The sequence below is a fragment of the Teichococcus deserti genome (assembly GCF_001982615.1).
Taxonomy (GTDB): Bacteria; Pseudomonadota; Alphaproteobacteria; order Acetobacterales; family Acetobacteraceae; genus Pseudoroseomonas; species Pseudoroseomonas deserti.
This window is the reverse complement of record NZ_MLCO01000127.1, coordinates 1-15711: the sequence shown is the minus strand read 5'-3', so window position 1 is coordinate 15711 and position 15711 is coordinate 1. Positions and strand designations below refer to the sequence as shown.

Genomic DNA, 15711 nt, shown 5'->3' with positions numbered 1-15711 from the left:
GTAAAGATTAAGTAGGATTAATAAAAACAGGGATAAAAGAAGTGGAGAGAAATGTGGTGAGGTGATGATAGGATAATGTATAGAATGAGGAGTATGGAGTTTAGAAATAGAATTTTTGTAAAGTAATAATGATGAATTAATTTTTTATTATAAAAAGGGAAGACGGGGTACGAGGGGAGCAGGAGTAGGGTGGGATGGGAGAGGTGTAGAAGGGACGGGGGGGATACAGGGAGGGATCCAGGGGGGGATCCACGGGCGTGTCGCCCCGCAGCGTGACGCTGGCGACGTCGGAGGTGGAAAGCTCGAAGAAATGCATCTCCCCGTCATCGGGGCTGCGCTTGGCTTCGACGGCGGTGGCGGTGAAGCCGTGCAGGCCCTCGGCCAGCGGGCCGGTGGTGAAGTGCCAGACGCCGCTGGCATCGGTCACCGCCTCGCCCAGCTTGGTGCCCTCGGCATCCTTGATATAGACCAGGGTATACTGCTCGTCGGGGGTCGGCGCGTAGATCTCGGCGCGGCCGGTCAGCACCGCCACGGCACGGCCCTGCGCATCCGTCGCCAGTTGCGGCGCCTCGGTGAAGCTGGCGGTGAGGTCGAAGTCGCGCGCGGTGAAGTCGGCGGCATGCAGCGCGGTGGCGCCGCGCACGGTCAGGGTCTGCGTGGCCGAAAGGTGGAACAGCACCGCGCCATCCGCCTCGGTGGCGGTGGCCAGCAGGCCGGCCAGGCTGCGGAAGTCGAAGCCCGGCAGGGTGATCAGGTCGCCGCCGTCATTGCCGGGATGGAAGTCGAGGATGGTGTCGCTGCCCTCGCCGGCGCGGATGATGAAGGTGTCGCCGCGCGGGATCACATGGCCGGCCTCGTGCGGGCTGCCGCTGCCCACCAGGATGTCGTCGCCGGCGCCGCCATCGAGGATGTTCGGCCGGTCGTTGCCGGTGATGACATTGTCCAGCGCATTGCCGGTGCCCGTCGACCAGGTCTCGCCGGTGAGCGTCAGGTTCTCGACATTCTCCGCCAGGGTATAGCCGGAGACCCAGGTCTCCACCGTATCGATGCCGCCGCCCGGCGCCTCGATGATCTGATCCGCGGGATCGGTGACCGTGTAGGTGTCGTCGCCGGGGCCGCCGGCGATGATCCTGCCGCCGCTCAGCGTGGTGATGGCCGTGCTCAAGGTGGGGCGCCTTTTCCTGCCGGCGGCCCATGTCCGGGCCGCCGCGTCGGCGCCTGTTGAAGCAGCCCGGCGCGGCCTGCGGCAAGCGCCGGGCTGGGCAATAAAACGCGAGCAAAATCAGCTTATTACGACCAGTTTAGCCGCCGGCCATGCAAGCTTTTCGCAGGCCGCAAGAAAGCTGTGGCGGGGCGGCTACAGCCAGCCTTTCCGCTTGAAATAGGCGATCGGCAGCAGGGCGCTGACCACCATCACCAGCAGCGCCAGCGGATAGCCGAAGGACAGGTGCAGCTCCGGCATGGCGTCGAAATTCATGCCGTAGATGCTGGCCACCAGGGTCGGCGGCATCAGCGCGACGCTGGCGACGGTGAAGGTCTTGATGATGCCGTTCTGGTCGATGTTGATGATGCCGAGCACCGCGTCGAGCAGGAAGTTGGCCTTGTTGTTCATGAAGGCCGCATGCTCGACCAGGGAGCGGACGTCGCGCAGCAGGCTCTTGATGGTGGCGCGGTTCTCCTTGCGCACCGCCATCGACTTCTCGGCGCCGACATAGGTCAGGATGCGGGTCAGGCCGAGCAGGGTCTCGTTGGCGCGGCTGGTCACCTCGCCCACCTCGCCGAGGGCGATCAGCACATCCTTCATCTCGGCGTCGCGCGCCTTGACCTTCACCTTGCTGGTGCCGCGGGCGTTGCGGAAGGCCTGCTTGCTGGCGCGGTCCATGTCGCTGCCGACCCGCTCCAGCACGTCGGCCAGGCGGTCCACCACCTGCTCGAAGAGATGCAGCATCACCCCGTCGGGGCTGGCCACCAGCGAGGGCGTCTTCTGCACCCGATTGGCGAAGATGGCGAAGGCCTTGGGCGTGACGTAGCGGATGGTGACCAGCGTCGTGCTGGCCAGCACGAAGGTGATGGCGGTGGAGCCGTATTCGCCCTCGTCGACGCCGTAGAGGAAGTTGGCGGTCAGGAACAGCGCCTCGTCCTCCTTGTAGAGGCGGGACGAGCTCTCGATCTCCTGCATCTCCTCGCGGGTCGGGATCTCGAGCGCCAGCGCCGCCTCGACGGCGCGGCCTTCCTCCAGGCTCGGCGACAGCAGGTCGATCCAGACGGCGCCGCGCAGCGCCTCGATCCCGGGGATGCCTTCCTGCCGCAGGGTGCGGCCGTCCTGCACGCTGTAGGTGGTGATCATGCGCGCTCCGCCAGGCAGGAGGGGGGTCGGCCCGCCGCCCTGCGACGGCGGGCCTGCTTCGTCGGTCGTCGGTTCTCAGGCCGCCAGGCGCGGCACGGGCAGGCCGAACTGCGCGGCGACGCCGGGGAAGTCGGCCGCCGCCGGGTGCCGGCCGGAGGCGACCGTGCCATCCTGCGCCCGCACCAGCTGACAGACCGACAATCCGGCATTGGCCGCGGCGTCCAGCTCCTCGGCGATGTCGGAGAGGAACAGGATCTCCTCCGGCGGGCGGTGCAGCCCCTGGGCGATGGCGGCGTAGCTGGTGGCCTCGCGCTTGTGGCCGACGGCGGTGTCGAAGAAGCCGCCGAAGAGCGGCGTCAGGTCGCCCGCCAGCGAATGCCCGAACAGCAGCTTCTGGGCCGCAACCGAGCCGGAGGAATAGACGGACAGGAAGATCCCCGCCCGCGCCCAGGCCTGCAGGCAGGGCGCCACGTCCGGCCAGAGATGCCCCTGGATCTCGCCGCTGACGAAACCCTGGCGCCAGATCAGGCCCTGCAGGGTCTTCAGCGGGCCGATCTTGGCGTCCTCGGCCATCCAGCGGCGCAGCGCGGTCACCGCCTCCTCGCCCGGCTCGGCCAGGCGAGCGGCCTCGGCCAGGCAGGCGGCGACCTCCGGATTGTCGCCCTCGGCCGCCAGGAAGCCGTCCAGCGCCCGCTCGGCATAGGGGAACAGCGTCTCCTTGACGAAGGCGATGGCGCTGGTGGTGCCCTCGATATCGGTCAGGACGGCGCTGAGCGCCGCCCTGGGCAGGCCGCCGCTCATCCGGTCACCGCCGGGAAGCGCTCGGCCATGTCGGTGCCGCTGTAATGCGGGGTCCAGCCGGTGGTGTCGGTGAAGATGCGCAGCGCCGTGACATGCGGCTCGGTGCCGGCGTCGAACCAGTGCTGGGTGTTCGCCGGCACGCTGATCAGGTCGCCGCGGGTGCAGTGGGCGTCATACACCTTGCCGTCGACATGCATGATGAAATTGCCCGCGCCCTCGTGGAAGAAGCGGATCTCGTCCTCGGTGTGGATATGCTCCGACAGGAACTTGGCGCGCAGCGCCTCCTTCTGCGGATGGTCGGCGGTCAGGCGGATGACGTCGGCGGTGCCGGCGGCGTGGCCCGCCATGAAGGTGTCGAGCTGGGCGCGATAGGCCTCCAGCACGGCCTCGGCCGAGGCGCCCTCGGCCAGCGGGGCGACCTCCCAGCGCTCGAAGCGGACATTGATCGGCGCCAGGGCGGCGGCGATCTCCGCCGGCTCGCTCGCGCGCAGCAGCTCTTCGCCGGTGGCGGCGTCCTTGATGGTGAGCAGGCTCATGCGGGGTTCCTCCGGTCCTGAAGCTCGCAGTCGAGCATGAATTCCAGCGCCTCCAGCCGCGCCAGCGCCGCATCCATGTCGCGCGCCCATACATAGACGCCGTGGCCGCGGATCAAATAGCCCGGCGGGATGCCGTCGGTGATGGCGTCCCAGCAGGCCTCCACCGCGCGCTGCAGCCGGGCGATGTCCTGGTCGTTGTCGAAGACCGGCACGGCCACGCTGGCGTCATGGGTGGCGAGGCCCGGGAAGGCCTTGAGCAGCTCGTAGCCGGCGAGGGTGATCTCGTCGCCCGCGCGCCGCGACAGCACGGTGTTGGCGATGGAATGGCCGTGCAGAGAGGCGCCGATCTCGGGAAAGCGGCGGTAGATGCCGCAATGCAGCAGGGTCTCGGCCGAGGGACGCAGCGCCGGATCCTCGGGGCGGCCGTCCAGATCCACCACCATGACCGATTCGGCCGTTAGGAAGCCCTTGTGCTGGCCGGAGCGGGTGACGGCGATGCGGTTGCCCGGAAGACGGACGGAAAAATTGCCGGCGGTGGCCGGCACCCAGTTGAAGCGGTCCATGCGGCGGCCGGCGCCGATGATGGCCTGGATGGCGGCCTCGGGAATGGGGGCGGGCATCGTGGTGCTCCCGGCAGGAGAATCAGGCGGTCGGGCCGCCGGCTTCCTCGGCCCGCGTCCCGCCGCGGCTGATAGCCCAGGATCGCGGCGAAGGCAGCAGCGGGGCTGCCGCTGACCCGGCAATGTCATGCGCGGCGGATGACGCGGCCGTCACCCGGACCGGCTGCCGCAGACGCAAAAAGGCCAGGCCCGCGGCCGAAGCCGCGCCCTGGCCGAGAGGCGCCCGGCCCCGCTGTCCGGCGGGGACGACCCTGCGGTCTGAACGGTCCGGCCGGAGGCAGTCCGGCCGGACGCGGCTCAGGCGGCGGGGTGGGAGGAGGTCGAGGTGCGCTGCTCCGTGCTGGCGGCGCGCGCCTGCTGGGCCGGGCCCGACAGGTTGCCGGCCGGCGGGGCCGGCGGGGCGTCCGCGGCCATGGAGGCGTCCTTGTCGTCGTCCTCCTTCATGTTCTGCTTGAAGGACTTGATGCCCTTCGCGAGGTCGCCCATCAGGCCGCTGATCTTCCCGCCGCCGAACAGCAGCAGGACAACGAGCAGCACGACAAGCCAATGCCAGATGCTGAAGGAACCCATAGCCACGCCTCGATCAAATTGGGGCGGCCAGCGACCTGAACGGGGACGTCCCTGCTGGCCTGACCGCGAGTGCTCGCCACGACGGGGGACACTATCGTCCCGTTCCCCGCCAGGCAAATGAGGAGATGGCGTGAATCGCGCCCGGAAACAACCGCTCTTGCAGGCGCATGACATTTCCTCCATATATTTTCTTGATCCGGGCCCCTCTGGCGACCCGGCGATGACCTGAGCCTGCCTGCAGGGCCGGCTCGGGTGATCGCTCTCGTGATGTCGGATCGACTTCTCGCGCAATCCGGGCCCGGTGCGCTTCCCCTGCAGGACGACTCCCTCCTGCCGGCGGCCGGGCCCCTATTCTGAGAGGCCGTACCGCATGGAAGCTTCCATCTGGTTCTGGGTAACCTTCAACGCCGCCGTCATGGGCCTGCTGCTGCTCGACCTCGGCGTCTTCGCCCGCAAGGACGCCAATGGCGACCCTGCCCCGGTGCCGGTGAAAACCGCGCTGATCAAGTCGGCTGCCTATGTGGCGCTGGCCATCGGCTTCTTCGTCTGGCTGCGCTACAGCTACGGCGCGACGCCGGATGAGCGCGCCGCCAAGAGCCTGGAATTCCTCACCGGCTATGTCATCGAGTGGTCGCTCTCGGTCGACAACATCTTCGTCTTCGTGCTGCTCTTCGCCAAGTTCGGCGTGCCCGCCGCCTATCAGCACCGCGTGCTGTTCTGGGGCATCCTGGGCGCGCTGCTGATGCGCGGCGTCATGATCCTGGTCGGCACCGCGCTGATGCGCGAATTCGACTGGATGATGGTGCTGTTCGGCCTGTTCCTGATCTGGAGCGGCTGGAAGATGCTGCGCGCGGCCGATGACGAGGAGGATCCGACCGAAAGCCCGATCCTGGCCTGGCTGCGCCGCCGCCTGCCGGTGACCGAGGGCTTCCGCGGCAATGCCTTCACCGTCCGCGAGGCCGGCAAGCTGATGGTCACGCCGCTGCTGCTGGTGCTGATCCTGGTCGAGCTGACCGACCTGTTCTTCGCCCTCGACAGCATCCCGGCGATCTTCGCGGTCTCGACCGACCCGTTCATCGTCTACACGGCCAACGTCTTCGCCATCCTCGGCCTGCGCGCCATGTATTTCGCGCTGGCCGGCGTCATCCACCGCTTCAAGTACCTGAAGCACGGGCTGTCGATCGTGCTGATGATCGTCGGCGCCAAGATGCTGGCCAACTGGTTCGCCGGCGGCAAGGCGGTGCCGGTGGAATACGCCCTGGCGCTGACCGCGACCATCATCGCCGGCTCGATCGCGCTGTCGCTGTGGAAGACCCGCGGCGAGAAGGTGATCGACGAGCGCGCCCCCGGCGAGCGGCCGCTCGAGGATACTCTCTGAGCCTGACTTCCCAGGGGGCCTTCCCGGCCCCCCGGGACCTTCGCCTCACCCGTCGGCGGTGATGCCCAGCTTGCGGATCATGCCGCCCCAGCGCTCGGCCTCCTGCTCGACCATGGCGCGGAGCTCCGCCGGGCCGCTGCCGACGATCTCGAAGCCCGAGGTGTCCAGCGTCTGCTTGGCCTGCGGGCTGGCCAGCGCCGCCTTGGTTTCCTTCGCCAGCCGTTCGATCCGCTCGGCCGGCATGGAGGCCGGCGCCACCAGCGCGTTCCAGGCATAGGAGGTCGCCCCCTCCAGCCCCGATTCGACCAGGGTCGGCACCGCCGGCAGCTGCGGCAGCCGCTTCTCCGAGGTCACGGCGAGCGCCACCGCCTGGCCCTCGCGCAGCTGCGGCAGGATGCCGGCGACGGTCAGGATGATGGCGCTGATCCGCCCGGCCACCAGGTCCAGCACCGCCTGCGGGAAGCCGCGATAGGGCACGTGCTCCAGCGCGATGCCGGTGCGCGCCTTGATGTCCTCCATCGCCAGATGCCCGCCCGAGCCGGCGCCGACCGAGCCGAAGGTCAGCATGCCGGGCTCGGCGCGCGCCTTGGCGACGAAGTCGGCGAAGCTCTTCACGCCGAGCGCCGGGTTGACCACCAGCACCTGCCCGGCCCGCGCCAGCCAGGAGATCGGCGCCAGGTCGCGGGCCGGGTCATAGGGCAGGTTCGGATAGAGCGCCGGGGCGGTGGCCAGCGGCCCGTTGATGGTCAGGCCGAAGGTGTGGCCGTCGGTCGCCTTGGCCACCATGTCGGTGCCGATATTGCCGCCGGCACCCGCCCGGTTGTCGACCACGCAGGGCTGGCCAAGCGCCGCCGTGTAATGCGGCGCCAGCACGCGGCCCAGGATGTCGGGCGTCGAGCCCGCCGGGAAGGGCACCACCAGCCGCAGCGGGCGGTCGGGCCAGGCCGGCTGCGCCCGCAACAGGCGCGGCGCGCCCAAAGTGGCGCCCAGGGTGGCGACGCCGGCGCCGAGGGCCAGCAGGGAACGGCGGGACTGGGTCACGAGGGACGTCTCCGGGGCAGGAAATCGCGGCGGGTTGAGCACGGCCGCGCAACGGCGTCCAGCGGGTCAGCGCGCCGCCATGACACTGCTGCCATGCACGAAGCCCGCCGCCGGATAGCTGGTGACGCCATAATCGCCGACCGGAGGATACCAGACCTTCACCAGCGACCAGTCATTGCGCGGCGAGACGTCCATCACCGGCTGGTCGCGCATGATGCGGCCTTTCAGGCTGCCACTGGCCCAGTTGGCATGGTCGACCCGGATCTCGCGCGGGGAGACGATGCGGCTGACCACCGCCAGATGCCCGTCGCGCATCCGCCCGCTGCGGGTCAGCACCAGCACGCTGCCGCGCCGCGGCGCATGCCCGCGTTCGTAATTGCCGGCCGCCGCGTCCCACCAGCCCCAGGCGTCGCCGCGCAGGTCGATGCCCGAGCGCGCCCGCGCATAAGGCACGCAGGTCACCGGCTCCTGCAGCGCGGCCGCGCCCAGCACCGGGCCCCGCGGCGTGCCGCCACCGCAGGCGGCCACCAGCAAGGGCAGCAGCAACAGCCAGAACCTCATCCCCCGAAAACCTCCTGGCCCCCGAGGCGTAGCCTAGCAGGATTGCCGTTGTGCGGTAGGAAGGCGCTGATGAAAGTGAGACATCCCCGTTATACGACTTGACGCAAGCTGCAAGCGAGACGCTCCCTTTTAAAATGATCCAAAAATTCGTTCGAGAAACGAACCAAAATTCCGTCATAATCGAAATTACATAGAAGGCAGGCGCATCTGATGCTAAAAAATTCATTGGAATTCTTTAAATTACATAGTGATGTAGTTCTGGGATCTCGCCTTTCTATTTCGCCTCCCTCCAAGCTGAACTTGGCAAAAAATGTTGTTGCAATGCAAAATCTTTACGTTGGCGGAACATCGAAATGGTGGTTAAGGCGTCAGCAAGGAATATTCTCGGCCGACGGAAAGCACATGGCCGACTTGTCTGATCGCCGAGGCGAAAGGTTCATATGGTGGCCAGGCCAGGAACTTCGAAGCCAAATGGAGAATACCGATTTTGTGAGCCACGACACTGGCCTCTATGGCGGAACCATCTATGCCCATTTTGGCCATTTCATTCTCGATTCTCTATCGAGAATTTACCCTGCCCTGAGTTCGTCGAAGCGGATAGAGGGGCGTATCTTCTTTCATGCGCAGCCGCTCGACGGCGGTTCTGATATCCTGTCCCAACCACACATCAGATCCATATTTGAACTTCTCTCCATAAATCTAAGAGATATTATTATTATTGACAGACCCATGAAGATAAAATCTCTTGAATATTATGAGCCGACGTTTTTCGACGGTCTTTTTGCGTCACCCTCCCTTGGCGCCAGGCAACCTCCATTGGAAAAGGCCACAACTGGCATCGGATCACCTCAAAAGCCCTGCTTCATTTCCCGAAGCCAATTGAAAACAGGCACCAGTCATATCAGCAATTCAAACGAGATCGATGCGTTGATGAGCCAGGCCGGGTTTGAAGTCATATTTCCAGAAGCTTTAGATATTAATGAGCAAGTTGCTCTTTTCGATCGGTTTGATCTGATCTGTGGTTTTCCAACCTCATTTTTCCACTTAAAGGCGCTGTCATCGGCCACCACCCCGATTTTCTGTCTGGTCCCCAACGGCAAAGGGGCACTGCATGTAAATTTTTTAAATATTGATTTGGCGCTTGGGCTCGGTGATAAATTCTGTCTGCTAGACGCGGAGCCTCAGCCACCTCCAGAAAATTTCGTTCGCTCGTTTTCCATCGATATCAAGCAGGTGAATGAATTCATCGAGCGGGTGACATAGCGGAGCGAAGCGCGCTACCCGCTTCGCGCTGCCGGCACGCCGCGCATCCGCCCCCCGGGCGTCCCGCCGGGGACCGCGGCGGAGAGGTCGGCCGCGACGAGGAGCCTGGACCAGTCCACCCCCGTCTCGACGCCCATGCGCTGGAACATCCAGACCAGGTCTTCGGTCGCGGTGTTGCCGGTCGCCCCAGGCGCGAAGGGGCAGCCGCCCAGCCCGCCGGCGGCGCTGTCGAAGACGCGCACCCCGGCCTCGAAGGCGGCGAGCGCGTTCGCCACGCCCATGCCGTAGGTGTCGTGGCCGTGATAGGCGAAGGGGTTCTTCCAGTCGGCCAGCAGGGCACGGAAGACGGTGGTGACCTGGTCGGGGGCGGCGTTGCCGGTGGTGTCGGCGACGCCGATCTCGAGCGCCGGGTCCAACGCGCAGGCCTGGGCGATGAAGGCGATGGCGTCCGCCGTCGGCACCACGCCCTCGAAGGGGCAGTGGAAGGCGCAGGACAGGTTGAAGCGCATCGTCTTGCCGGCGGTCGCGGCCTCGGCGACCAGGGCCGAGAGCTCGGCCAGGCTTTCGGCGCGGGTCCGGTTCAGGTTGGCCTTGTTGTGGGCCTCGGTGACCGACATGAAGAAGCCCAGGCGGTCGGCGCCGGCGGCCATGGCCAGGTCGAAGCCTTTGCGGTTCGGCACCAGCACCGTGCATTCCAGGCCGGGCAGCTGTTTCGCCGCGGCCAGGACCTCGCCCGTGTCGGCCATCTGCGGCACGTGGCGCGGGCTGACGAAGCTGCCGATCTCCATCCGGCGCAGCCCGGCGTCGTAGAGGGCGCGCACCATGGCGATCTTGGTGGCGGTCGGCACGAAGGGGCCGATGGATTGCAGCCCGTCGCGCGGCGCGACCTCGCTGATGGTGACGGTCTCGGTCATGCTCACTGCTCCTCCCCCAGCCAGTCCTTGAAGACCTGGGCGTTGTGCGCGCCGGCGGCGGGTCCCGTCCAGCGCACCATGTCCTTCGGCGCCACCCCGTCGAAGCGGAAGGGCGCGGCGGGGTGCAGCACCGGGCCGATCAGCGGGTCGTCGACCCGCATCACCGTGTCGCGCGCCTGGAAATGCGGGTCCTCGGCGATGTCGCGGATGTCGTAGAGGCGGGAGGCCGGGACCTCGGCCGCCTCCAGGATGTCCTGCGCCTCCTTGGCCGGCAGGGTGCGGGTCCAGCCAGCGATGGCGGCGTCGAGTTCTTCGACATTGGCGCAGCGGCCGCCATTGTCGGCCATGCGCGGGTCGGCGGCCAGTTCCGGCCTTCCGATCGCGGCCATCAGCCGGCGGAAGATCAGGTCGGAATTGCCGGCGACGCAGAGCCACTTGCCGTCGGCGCAAGGGTAGGTGTTGGTCGGCGCCGTGGTCGGGATGGCGGCGCCCGCGGGCTGGCGGATCTTCCCGGTCAGCCCGTATTCGGGGAGCATCCCCTCGGTCAGGCTGACCACGCTGTCGACCAGGCTGATGTCGATGATGCGGCCCGGGCCGCCCGCGCCGGCGTCGCGGCCCCAGCAGGCGGAGACGACAGACATCGCCGCATACATCCCGGCCAGGTCGTCGCTGATCGAGATGCCGCAGCGGGGCGGCGGCAGCTCGGTCTGGCCGGGATTGGCGGTCAGGTGGCGCAGGCCGCCCATGGCCTCGCCGATGGCGCCGAAGGCGGGCTTGTCGCGATAGGGCCCGTCCTGGCCGTAGCCGGAGATGCGGGCGATCACCAGCCGCGGGTTTTCCTTCTGCAGCACGGCGGGACCGAGGCCGATCCGCTCCAGGTAGCCGGGGCGGAAATTCTCGACCAGCGCGTCGGCCCGGGCGGCCATGGCCTTCAGGCGCGCCTGGTCGCGCGGGTTCTTCAGGTCCAGCGTGACGGAGAGCTTGTTGCGGCCATGGATGCTGAACCAGACGGGGTGGCCGTCTTGCTTGCTGCCCCAGTGGCGGATCGGGTCGCCTTCGGGCGGCTCCACCTTGACCACCTCGGCGCCCATGTCGGCCAGCAGGCGGGTGGCGAAGGGGCCGGCGATGTAGTGGCCGAGCTCCAGCACCTTCAACCCTGCCAGCGGCAGTCGCGGTTCGGCCATGCGCTTCCTTCCCCTTCTGAACTGCGGCCAAGGCTTGGGCGAGCCCGGGCGATCGGGCAAGGGCCGCCAGCTGGTTTTTTCGGTCCGATTTTTCTGCCGTCGCGGAAACCGCGCATCAACCATGGCCGCGGCAGGATGAGGCCGGGCCACGATCCCATGGCCCTGTCTCTCCCGATCGGCGCCGGACCCCGAACTCCCCGGCGCCGCCGCATCACCCAGCCTTCCCGATGCGGTCACGCAACTGGGGGGCGGATCCTCCCCCGGGGATCCGCCCTTATTTTTTCTCCAGTCCTGGCTTGCGCTCCAGCCGCTGGCGCATCGCCGCCTCCTTCTCCGCCAGCTCCGGCGTCACGGCCTCGCCGAAATCCTCCATCTCGTAGATGCGGCGGATCTCGATCTCGCTCGGACCGGGCATCGGATTGGGGCAGCGCTGCGCCCAGGCCAGCGCCTCGGCCATGTCGGCCACCTTCCAGATCCAGAAGCCGGCCACCAGCTCGTCCGTCGCGGCGAAGGGGCCATCCGTGACGCGGCGCGACGCGCCATCGAAGCGGATGCGGTGGCCGCTGCGCGACGGATGCAACCCCTCGCCCGCCAGCAGCAGCCCGGCCGCGGCCAGCGCCTCGTTGAAGCGGCCCATCTCCTCCATCGATGCGACCGAGGGCATCTCGCCCGCCTCGCTCGCGGTGGTCGCCTTCACCAGCACCATCACCCGCATGACGATTCCTTCATTTCCCGAGAGCTCCGCAGCCTAGAAGCCCAGGGCCGGCAACAGGGCCACATCGGCGCGAGGCGGCCGCAGAAATCGTCGCCGGTCCCGCGGCGCCCCCTTCGCAAGCGGGGCTTGGCCGCTCTAGGCTTGCGGTCGCAACGCCGGGCCAAGCCGGCGACAGGGAGAGTTTCCGATGCTGCGCAGAGGTTTCGGGGCCGTGCTGGCCCTTGGTATGGCGGTCATGGCGGGGAATGCCGTGGCGCAGCAACGCGACCTGACCGTCGTCTCCTGGGGCGGCGCCTATCAGGACGTGCAGCGGGAGATCTTCTTCCGCCCGTTCCAGCAATCGACCAGCTCGCGCCTGCTGGAGGAGACCTGGGACGGCGGCGTCGGCGTGCTGCGCGCCAAGATCCAGTCCGGTGCCAACAACTGGGACGTCGTCCAGGTCGAGAGCGAGGAGCTGCTGATCGGCTGCGAGGAAGGCCTGTTCGAGAAGATGGATTTCTCGGCCATTGGCGGTCGTGACAGATTCATCCCCGAGGCCGTCAGCGAATGCGGCGTCGGCAATATTCTTTATTCGTTCATCCTGGCTTTCGACCGGGCGCGGACGCCGAACGCGCCGCAGAGCTGGGCCGACTTCTTCGACACCCAGCGCTTCCCCGGCAAGCGCGGACTGCGCCGCGGTCCCAAGGCGACGCTGGAGATCGCGCTGCTGGCCGATGGCGTCCCCCCCGGCGAGGTCTACAAGCTGCTGGCCACCAATGCCGGCGTCGACCGCGCCTTCCGCAAGCTCGACCAGCTGAAGCCCAGCATCATCTGGTGGGAGCGCGGCAGCCAGCCGGCCCAGCTGCTGGCCAGCGGCGAGCTCGCCATGACGGTCGCCTATAACGGCCGCATCACCGCCGCCAACCAGACCGACAACCGCAACTTCGGCATCAGCTGGCGCAACAACCTGTTCACCCTGGACAGCTGGGTGGTGATGAAGGGCACGCCGAACCGGGCGGCCGCGCTGAACTTCATCAACTTCGTGACCCAGCCGGCCCGCCAGGCCGAGATGCCCCCGCGCATCCCCTATGGCCCGACGGCGCGCGGCGCCCAGGACGGGCTGCCGGCCGCGGTGCAGGCCAACCTGCCGACGACCCCCGCCAATGCCGAGGGCGCGCTGCAGATCAGCGACCAGTTCTGGCTCGACAACCTCGACAAGCTGAACCAGCGCTTCAACAACTGGGTGTCGCGGTAAGCGTGCGGGCACGCTGGATGGCGGCGGCGCTGGTGGCGCCGCTGCTGCTCTTCCTGCTGGCGGTCTTCGTGCTGCCGATCGGCGCCTTCCTGACCCGCGCCGTGCAGGAGACCGACGTCGCGCCGGTGCTGCCGCGCACCGTCGCGGCGCTGTCCGGCTGGAATGGCCAGGGCCTGCCGGATGACGCCGCCTTCGCCGGCCTGATCGCCGACCTGAAGGAGGCGCGCGTCCGCGACCAGGCGAGCGGCGGCGGCGCCATCGCCCGTGCCGCCGCGCGTCTCAACGCCGACTGGCCCGGCTTCCGCAGCCTGCTGCCGCTGACCGCGCGCCGCGTCGTCGCCGCCGAGGGCCCGGCGCGCGAGACCCTGACCGGCATCAACGAGGATTGGGGCACCGCCCTGCCCTGGCTGGCGATCCGCCGCGCCGGCGGGCCGCTGACCGACTTCAACCTGCTGGCCGTGCTCGACCTGAAGCGCGACGCCGCGGGCGACATCGCCGCCGCGGCCGAGGACGCCGCCATCTTCCGCGGCATCCTCTGGCGCACGCTGTGGATCGGCGCGCTGGCGACGTTTATTTGTCTCGCCATCGGCTATCCGCTGGCCTGGCTGATCGCCACCGCCCCGGCCCGGGCGGTGCCCTGGCTGCTGGCCGGGGTGCTGCTGCCCTTCTGGACCAGCCTGATCGTGCGCACCGCCGCCTGGATGGTGCTGCTGCAGCGCGAGGGCGTGGTGAACGCGACGCTGGCAGCCCTGAACATCACCGACGGCCCGCTGCCGCTGCTGTTCAACCGCGGCGCCGTGCTGCTGGCCATGGTGCATATCCTGCTGCCCTTCATGGTGCTGCCGATCTATGCCAGCCTGAAGGCGCTGGACTGGCGGCTGCCGCGGGCAGCCGTGTCGCTTGGCGCCTCGCCGATGCGGGCCTTCCTGCGCATCTCGCTGCCGCTGTCGCTGCCGGGGATCGGCGCGGGCAGCCTGCTGGTCTTCATCCAGGCGCTGGGCTTCTACGTGACGCCGGCGCTGCTGGGCGGCGCCAACGACCAGATGGTGCCCTATTTCGTCGCCTTCTATGCCAGCCGAACGGTCAACTGGGGCATGGCGGCCGCGCTCTCCTGCCTGCTGCTGCTGGCGGTCGCGCTGGTGGTGCTGCTCTATGGCCGGCTGGTTGGCTTCGGACGGGTGAAGACCGCATGACCCCCTCCCGCTTCCTGCTGTGGAGCACCGGCGTCCTCGCCATCCTGTTCCTGATGGCGCCGGTCCTCGCCGTGCTGCCGCTGTCCTTCTCGGCCGGCTCCTTCCTGTTCTACCCGCTGCCCGGCCTGTCGCTGCGCTGGTACGCCGATTTCTGGAGCTCCGACTTCTGGCTGCCCGCCCTGTGGAACAGCCTGCGCGTCGGCTCGGTGGCGGCCCTGCTGGCCGGCAGCCTGGGGACGCTCGCCGCCTTCGGCCTGTGGCGCGCGCCCTTCCCCGGCAAGACGCTGATCATGGCGATCCTGCTGGCGCCGATGGTGGTGCCCGCCATCATCGTCGCTGTCGCCCTGCTGCTGGCCTTCGGGCCGCTCGGCCTGACCAACAGCTTCACCGGCCTGGTGCTGGGCCATGCCGCGCTGGGCGCGCCCTTCGTCGTTGTCACGGTGCTGGCCGCGCTGCAGCAGTTCGACGCGGTGCAGCTGCGCGCCGCCGCCTCCTGCGGGGCATCGCCGGCGCGGGCCTTCTGGCGCGTCTGCCTGCCGCAGATCATGCCCGGCGTCGCCGCCGGCGCGGTCTTCGCCTTCGCGACCTCCCTCGACGAGGTCGCGGTGGCGCTGTTCATCGCCGGCCCCGCCCAGCGCACCCTGCCGCGGCAGATGTTCTCTGGACTGAACGATTCGATCAGCCTGACCATCATGGCGGCCGCCATGGTGCTGGTGCTGATTTCGGGGCTCCTCCTCCTCGCGGTGACGCTGCTGAAGCGAGAGAGGTAGGCCAGGCGAAGCTTGGGGGCTCCGCCCCCAGACTCTTCTTCTTCCTCGCCTGACGTTTGCGCGACCACGGGCAGAACCCTTTTGCCGCCACGGAGGCGCCCAGGTTTGGCCACAAGCGGCGCCAAACCTCCGTGTCAGGCCCACCACGCCGAAACCGGCGCGGGCTTCACGGTTTTAGATGACCCGTCGGGGCCGGGTTTCTCGCCCGCCCCGCCGAGCAAAGGATCGCCGATGAACCGACGTGGCTTTCTCTCCCGCCTGCTGGCCGTGGCCGTCGCCGCCCCGGTCGTGGCCGTGGCCCCGGTGGTGCTGAGCAGCGAGGCGGAGGCGCAGCCCTACCCCTACCGCCGCCCCTACCGGCCGCCGCCGCGCCGCTACTACCGCCGCCATTACCGGCCGGCCTACCGGCGCCCGCCGCCGCGTTATTCCCGCCGCCGCTACTATCGCCGCCCGCCGCCGCGCCGCTGGTGAGGCCCGCACCCTTCCCCCGCCCCGCGCGGGGGAAGGGAAAGTTTCGCGGCGGGTCGCGCATGATCCTTTCCTTCGCCGCATCCCGCGCCAAACCCCCGCGCTGGGGAAGCAAC

General features: G+C 68.2%; 17 protein-coding genes. 6 read left to right on the top strand and 11 right to left on the bottom strand.

Annotation, left to right across the window (positions count from 1 at the left end):
• Positions 1 to 136 precede the first annotated feature (136 nt).
• From BKE38_RS14060 to BKE38_RS14035, 6 genes are all read right to left on the bottom strand, one after another.
• Complete coding sequence (locus BKE38_RS14060) at positions 137 to 1165, bottom strand: hypothetical protein (RefSeq protein WP_076957936.1); 1029 nt, start codon at positions 1163 to 1165, stop codon at positions 137 to 139.
• A gap of 192 nt (positions 1166 to 1357) precedes the next feature.
• Complete coding sequence (gene corA, locus BKE38_RS14055) at positions 1358 to 2347, bottom strand: magnesium/cobalt transporter CorA (RefSeq protein ID WP_076957935.1); 990 nt, start codon at positions 2345 to 2347, stop codon at positions 1358 to 1360.
• A 75-nt stretch (positions 2348 to 2422) separates the two neighbouring features.
• Positions 2423 to 3148, bottom strand: coding sequence for an acireductone synthase (mtnC, locus tag BKE38_RS14050; protein WP_076957934.1), 726 nt, complete (start codon positions 3146 to 3148; stop codon positions 2423 to 2425).
• Positions 3145 to 3684: a 1,2-dihydroxy-3-keto-5-methylthiopentene dioxygenase gene (locus tag BKE38_RS14045; protein WP_076957933.1), complete on the bottom strand. Its 540-nt coding sequence runs from the start codon at positions 3682 to 3684 to the stop codon at positions 3145 to 3147. The genes mtnC and BKE38_RS14045 overlap by 4 nt, the downstream gene beginning before the upstream one ends.
• A complete protein-coding gene (locus BKE38_RS14040) occupies positions 3681 to 4304 on the bottom strand; it encodes a methylthioribulose 1-phosphate dehydratase (protein WP_076957932.1) in 624 nt (207 codons plus the stop codon). The genes BKE38_RS14045 and BKE38_RS14040 overlap by 4 nt, the downstream gene beginning before the upstream one ends.
• A 297-nt stretch (positions 4305 to 4601) precedes the next feature.
• Positions 4602 to 4874 carry a twin-arginine translocase TatA/TatE family subunit gene (locus tag BKE38_RS14035; protein WP_076957931.1) on the bottom strand — a complete coding sequence of 91 codons (273 nt, stop codon included), beginning with the start codon at positions 4872 to 4874 and terminating at the stop codon, positions 4602 to 4604.
• A gap of 370 nt (positions 4875 to 5244) precedes the next feature.
• Here BKE38_RS14035 and BKE38_RS14030 point away from each other — a divergent pair, with 370 nt between their 5' ends.
• Positions 5245 to 6252 (top strand): TerC family protein, encoded by a 1008-nt coding sequence (locus tag BKE38_RS14030; protein ID WP_076957930.1) that lies wholly within the window; start codon positions 5245 to 5247, stop codon positions 6250 to 6252.
• A gap of 45 nt (positions 6253 to 6297) precedes the next feature.
• Here the strand turns inward: BKE38_RS14030 and BKE38_RS14025 are convergent, their stop codons facing one another.
• Positions 6298 to 7293: a Bug family tripartite tricarboxylate transporter substrate binding protein gene (locus BKE38_RS14025; RefSeq protein ID WP_076957929.1), complete on the bottom strand. Its 996-nt coding sequence runs from the start codon at positions 7291 to 7293 to the stop codon at positions 6298 to 6300.
• Between the two features lie 66 nt (positions 7294 to 7359).
• Positions 7360 to 7854: a CHAP domain-containing protein gene (locus BKE38_RS14020; RefSeq protein ID WP_076957928.1), complete on the bottom strand. Its 495-nt coding sequence runs from the start codon at positions 7852 to 7854 to the stop codon at positions 7360 to 7362.
• A 471-nt stretch (positions 7855 to 8325) separates the two neighbouring features.
• Here BKE38_RS14020 and BKE38_RS14015 point away from each other — a divergent pair, with 471 nt between their 5' ends.
• Positions 8326 to 9117 carry a glycosyltransferase 61 family protein gene (locus tag BKE38_RS14015; RefSeq protein ID WP_076957927.1) on the top strand — a complete coding sequence of 264 codons (792 nt, stop codon included), beginning with the start codon at positions 8326 to 8328 and terminating at the stop codon, positions 9115 to 9117.
• Between the two features lie 14 nt (positions 9118 to 9131).
• Here the strand turns inward: BKE38_RS14015 and BKE38_RS14010 are convergent, their stop codons facing one another.
• The 3 genes from BKE38_RS14010 to BKE38_RS14000 form a co-directional block, all read right to left on the bottom strand.
• Positions 9132 to 10031: a hydroxymethylglutaryl-CoA lyase gene (locus tag BKE38_RS14010; protein ID WP_076957926.1), complete on the bottom strand. Its 900-nt coding sequence runs from the start codon at positions 10029 to 10031 to the stop codon at positions 9132 to 9134.
• 2 nt (positions 10032 to 10033) lie between these two features.
• Positions 10034 to 11215: a CaiB/BaiF CoA transferase family protein gene (locus BKE38_RS14005; RefSeq protein ID WP_076957925.1), complete on the bottom strand. Its 1182-nt coding sequence runs from the start codon at positions 11213 to 11215 to the stop codon at positions 10034 to 10036.
• A gap of 274 nt (positions 11216 to 11489) precedes the next feature.
• Positions 11490 to 11930 carry a YciI family protein gene (locus BKE38_RS14000; protein ID WP_076957924.1) on the bottom strand — a complete coding sequence of 147 codons (441 nt, stop codon included), beginning with the start codon at positions 11928 to 11930 and terminating at the stop codon, positions 11490 to 11492.
• Positions 11931 to 12117: 187 nt separating this feature from the next.
• Between BKE38_RS14000 and BKE38_RS13995 the strand changes: the two genes are divergently transcribed.
• The 4 genes from BKE38_RS13995 (at position 12118) to BKE38_RS32090 (ending at position 15598) form a co-directional block, all read left to right on the top strand.
• Positions 12118 to 13164, top strand: coding sequence for an ABC transporter substrate-binding protein (locus BKE38_RS13995; protein ID WP_076957923.1), 1047 nt, complete (start codon positions 12118 to 12120; stop codon positions 13162 to 13164).
• 2 nt (positions 13165 to 13166) lie between these two features.
• Entirely contained in the window at positions 13167 to 14357 is a 1191-nt protein-coding gene (locus BKE38_RS13990) for an ABC transporter permease (protein ID WP_242662352.1), read from the top strand.
• The gene (locus BKE38_RS13985; protein ID WP_076957921.1) at positions 14354 to 15127 is read left to right on the top strand and encodes an ABC transporter permease; all 774 of its coding nucleotides are present in this window, start codon (positions 14354 to 14356) and stop codon (positions 15125 to 15127) included. The genes BKE38_RS13990 and BKE38_RS13985 overlap by 4 nt, the downstream gene beginning before the upstream one ends.
• Positions 15128 to 15358: 231 nt before the next feature.
• Positions 15359 to 15598, top strand: coding sequence for a twin-arginine translocation signal domain-containing protein (locus BKE38_RS32090; RefSeq protein WP_076957920.1), 240 nt, complete (start codon positions 15359 to 15361; stop codon positions 15596 to 15598).
• The last annotated feature ends 113 nt before the right edge of the window (positions 15599 to 15711 follow it).

Excerpts from the sequence above, each read along its gene's own strand:
- corA (WP_076957935.1), bottom strand. The coding sequence starts at position 2,347 with ATGATCACCACCTACAGCGTGCAGGACGGCCGCACCCTGCGGCAGGAA.
- mtnC (WP_076957934.1), bottom strand. The coding sequence starts at position 3,148 with ATGAGCGGCGGCCTGCCCAGGGCGGCGCTCAGCGCCGTCCTGACCGAT.
- BKE38_RS14045 (WP_076957933.1), bottom strand. The coding sequence starts at position 3,684 with ATGAGCCTGCTCACCATCAAGGACGCCGCCACCGGCGAAGAGCTGCTG.
- BKE38_RS14040 (WP_076957932.1), bottom strand. The coding sequence starts at position 4,304 with ATGCCCGCCCCCATTCCCGAGGCCGCCATCCAGGCCATCATCGGCGCC.
- BKE38_RS14035 (WP_076957931.1), bottom strand. The coding sequence starts at position 4,874 with ATGGGTTCCTTCAGCATCTGGCATTGGCTTGTCGTGCTGCTCGTTGTC.
- BKE38_RS14030 (WP_076957930.1), top strand. The coding sequence starts at position 5,245 with ATGGAAGCTTCCATCTGGTTCTGGGTAACCTTCAACGCCGCCGTCATG.
- BKE38_RS14020 (WP_076957928.1), bottom strand. The coding sequence starts at position 7,854 with ATGAGGTTCTGGCTGTTGCTGCTGCCCTTGCTGGTGGCCGCCTGCGGT.
- BKE38_RS14015 (WP_076957927.1), top strand. The coding sequence starts at position 8,326 with ATGGAGAATACCGATTTTGTGAGCCACGACACTGGCCTCTATGGCGGA.
- BKE38_RS14010 (WP_076957926.1), bottom strand. The coding sequence starts at position 10,031 with ATGACCGAGACCGTCACCATCAGCGAGGTCGCGCCGCGCGACGGGCTG.
- BKE38_RS14005 (WP_076957925.1), bottom strand. The coding sequence starts at position 11,215 with ATGGCCGAACCGCGACTGCCGCTGGCAGGGTTGAAGGTGCTGGAGCTC.
- BKE38_RS14000 (WP_076957924.1), bottom strand. The coding sequence starts at position 11,930 with ATGCGGGTGATGGTGCTGGTGAAGGCGACCACCGCGAGCGAGGCGGGC.
- BKE38_RS13995 (WP_076957923.1), top strand. The coding sequence starts at position 12,118 with ATGCTGCGCAGAGGTTTCGGGGCCGTGCTGGCCCTTGGTATGGCGGTC.
- BKE38_RS13985 (WP_076957921.1), top strand. The coding sequence starts at position 14,354 with ATGACCCCCTCCCGCTTCCTGCTGTGGAGCACCGGCGTCCTCGCCATC.
- BKE38_RS32090 (WP_076957920.1), top strand. The coding sequence starts at position 15,359 with ATGAACCGACGTGGCTTTCTCTCCCGCCTGCTGGCCGTGGCCGTCGCC.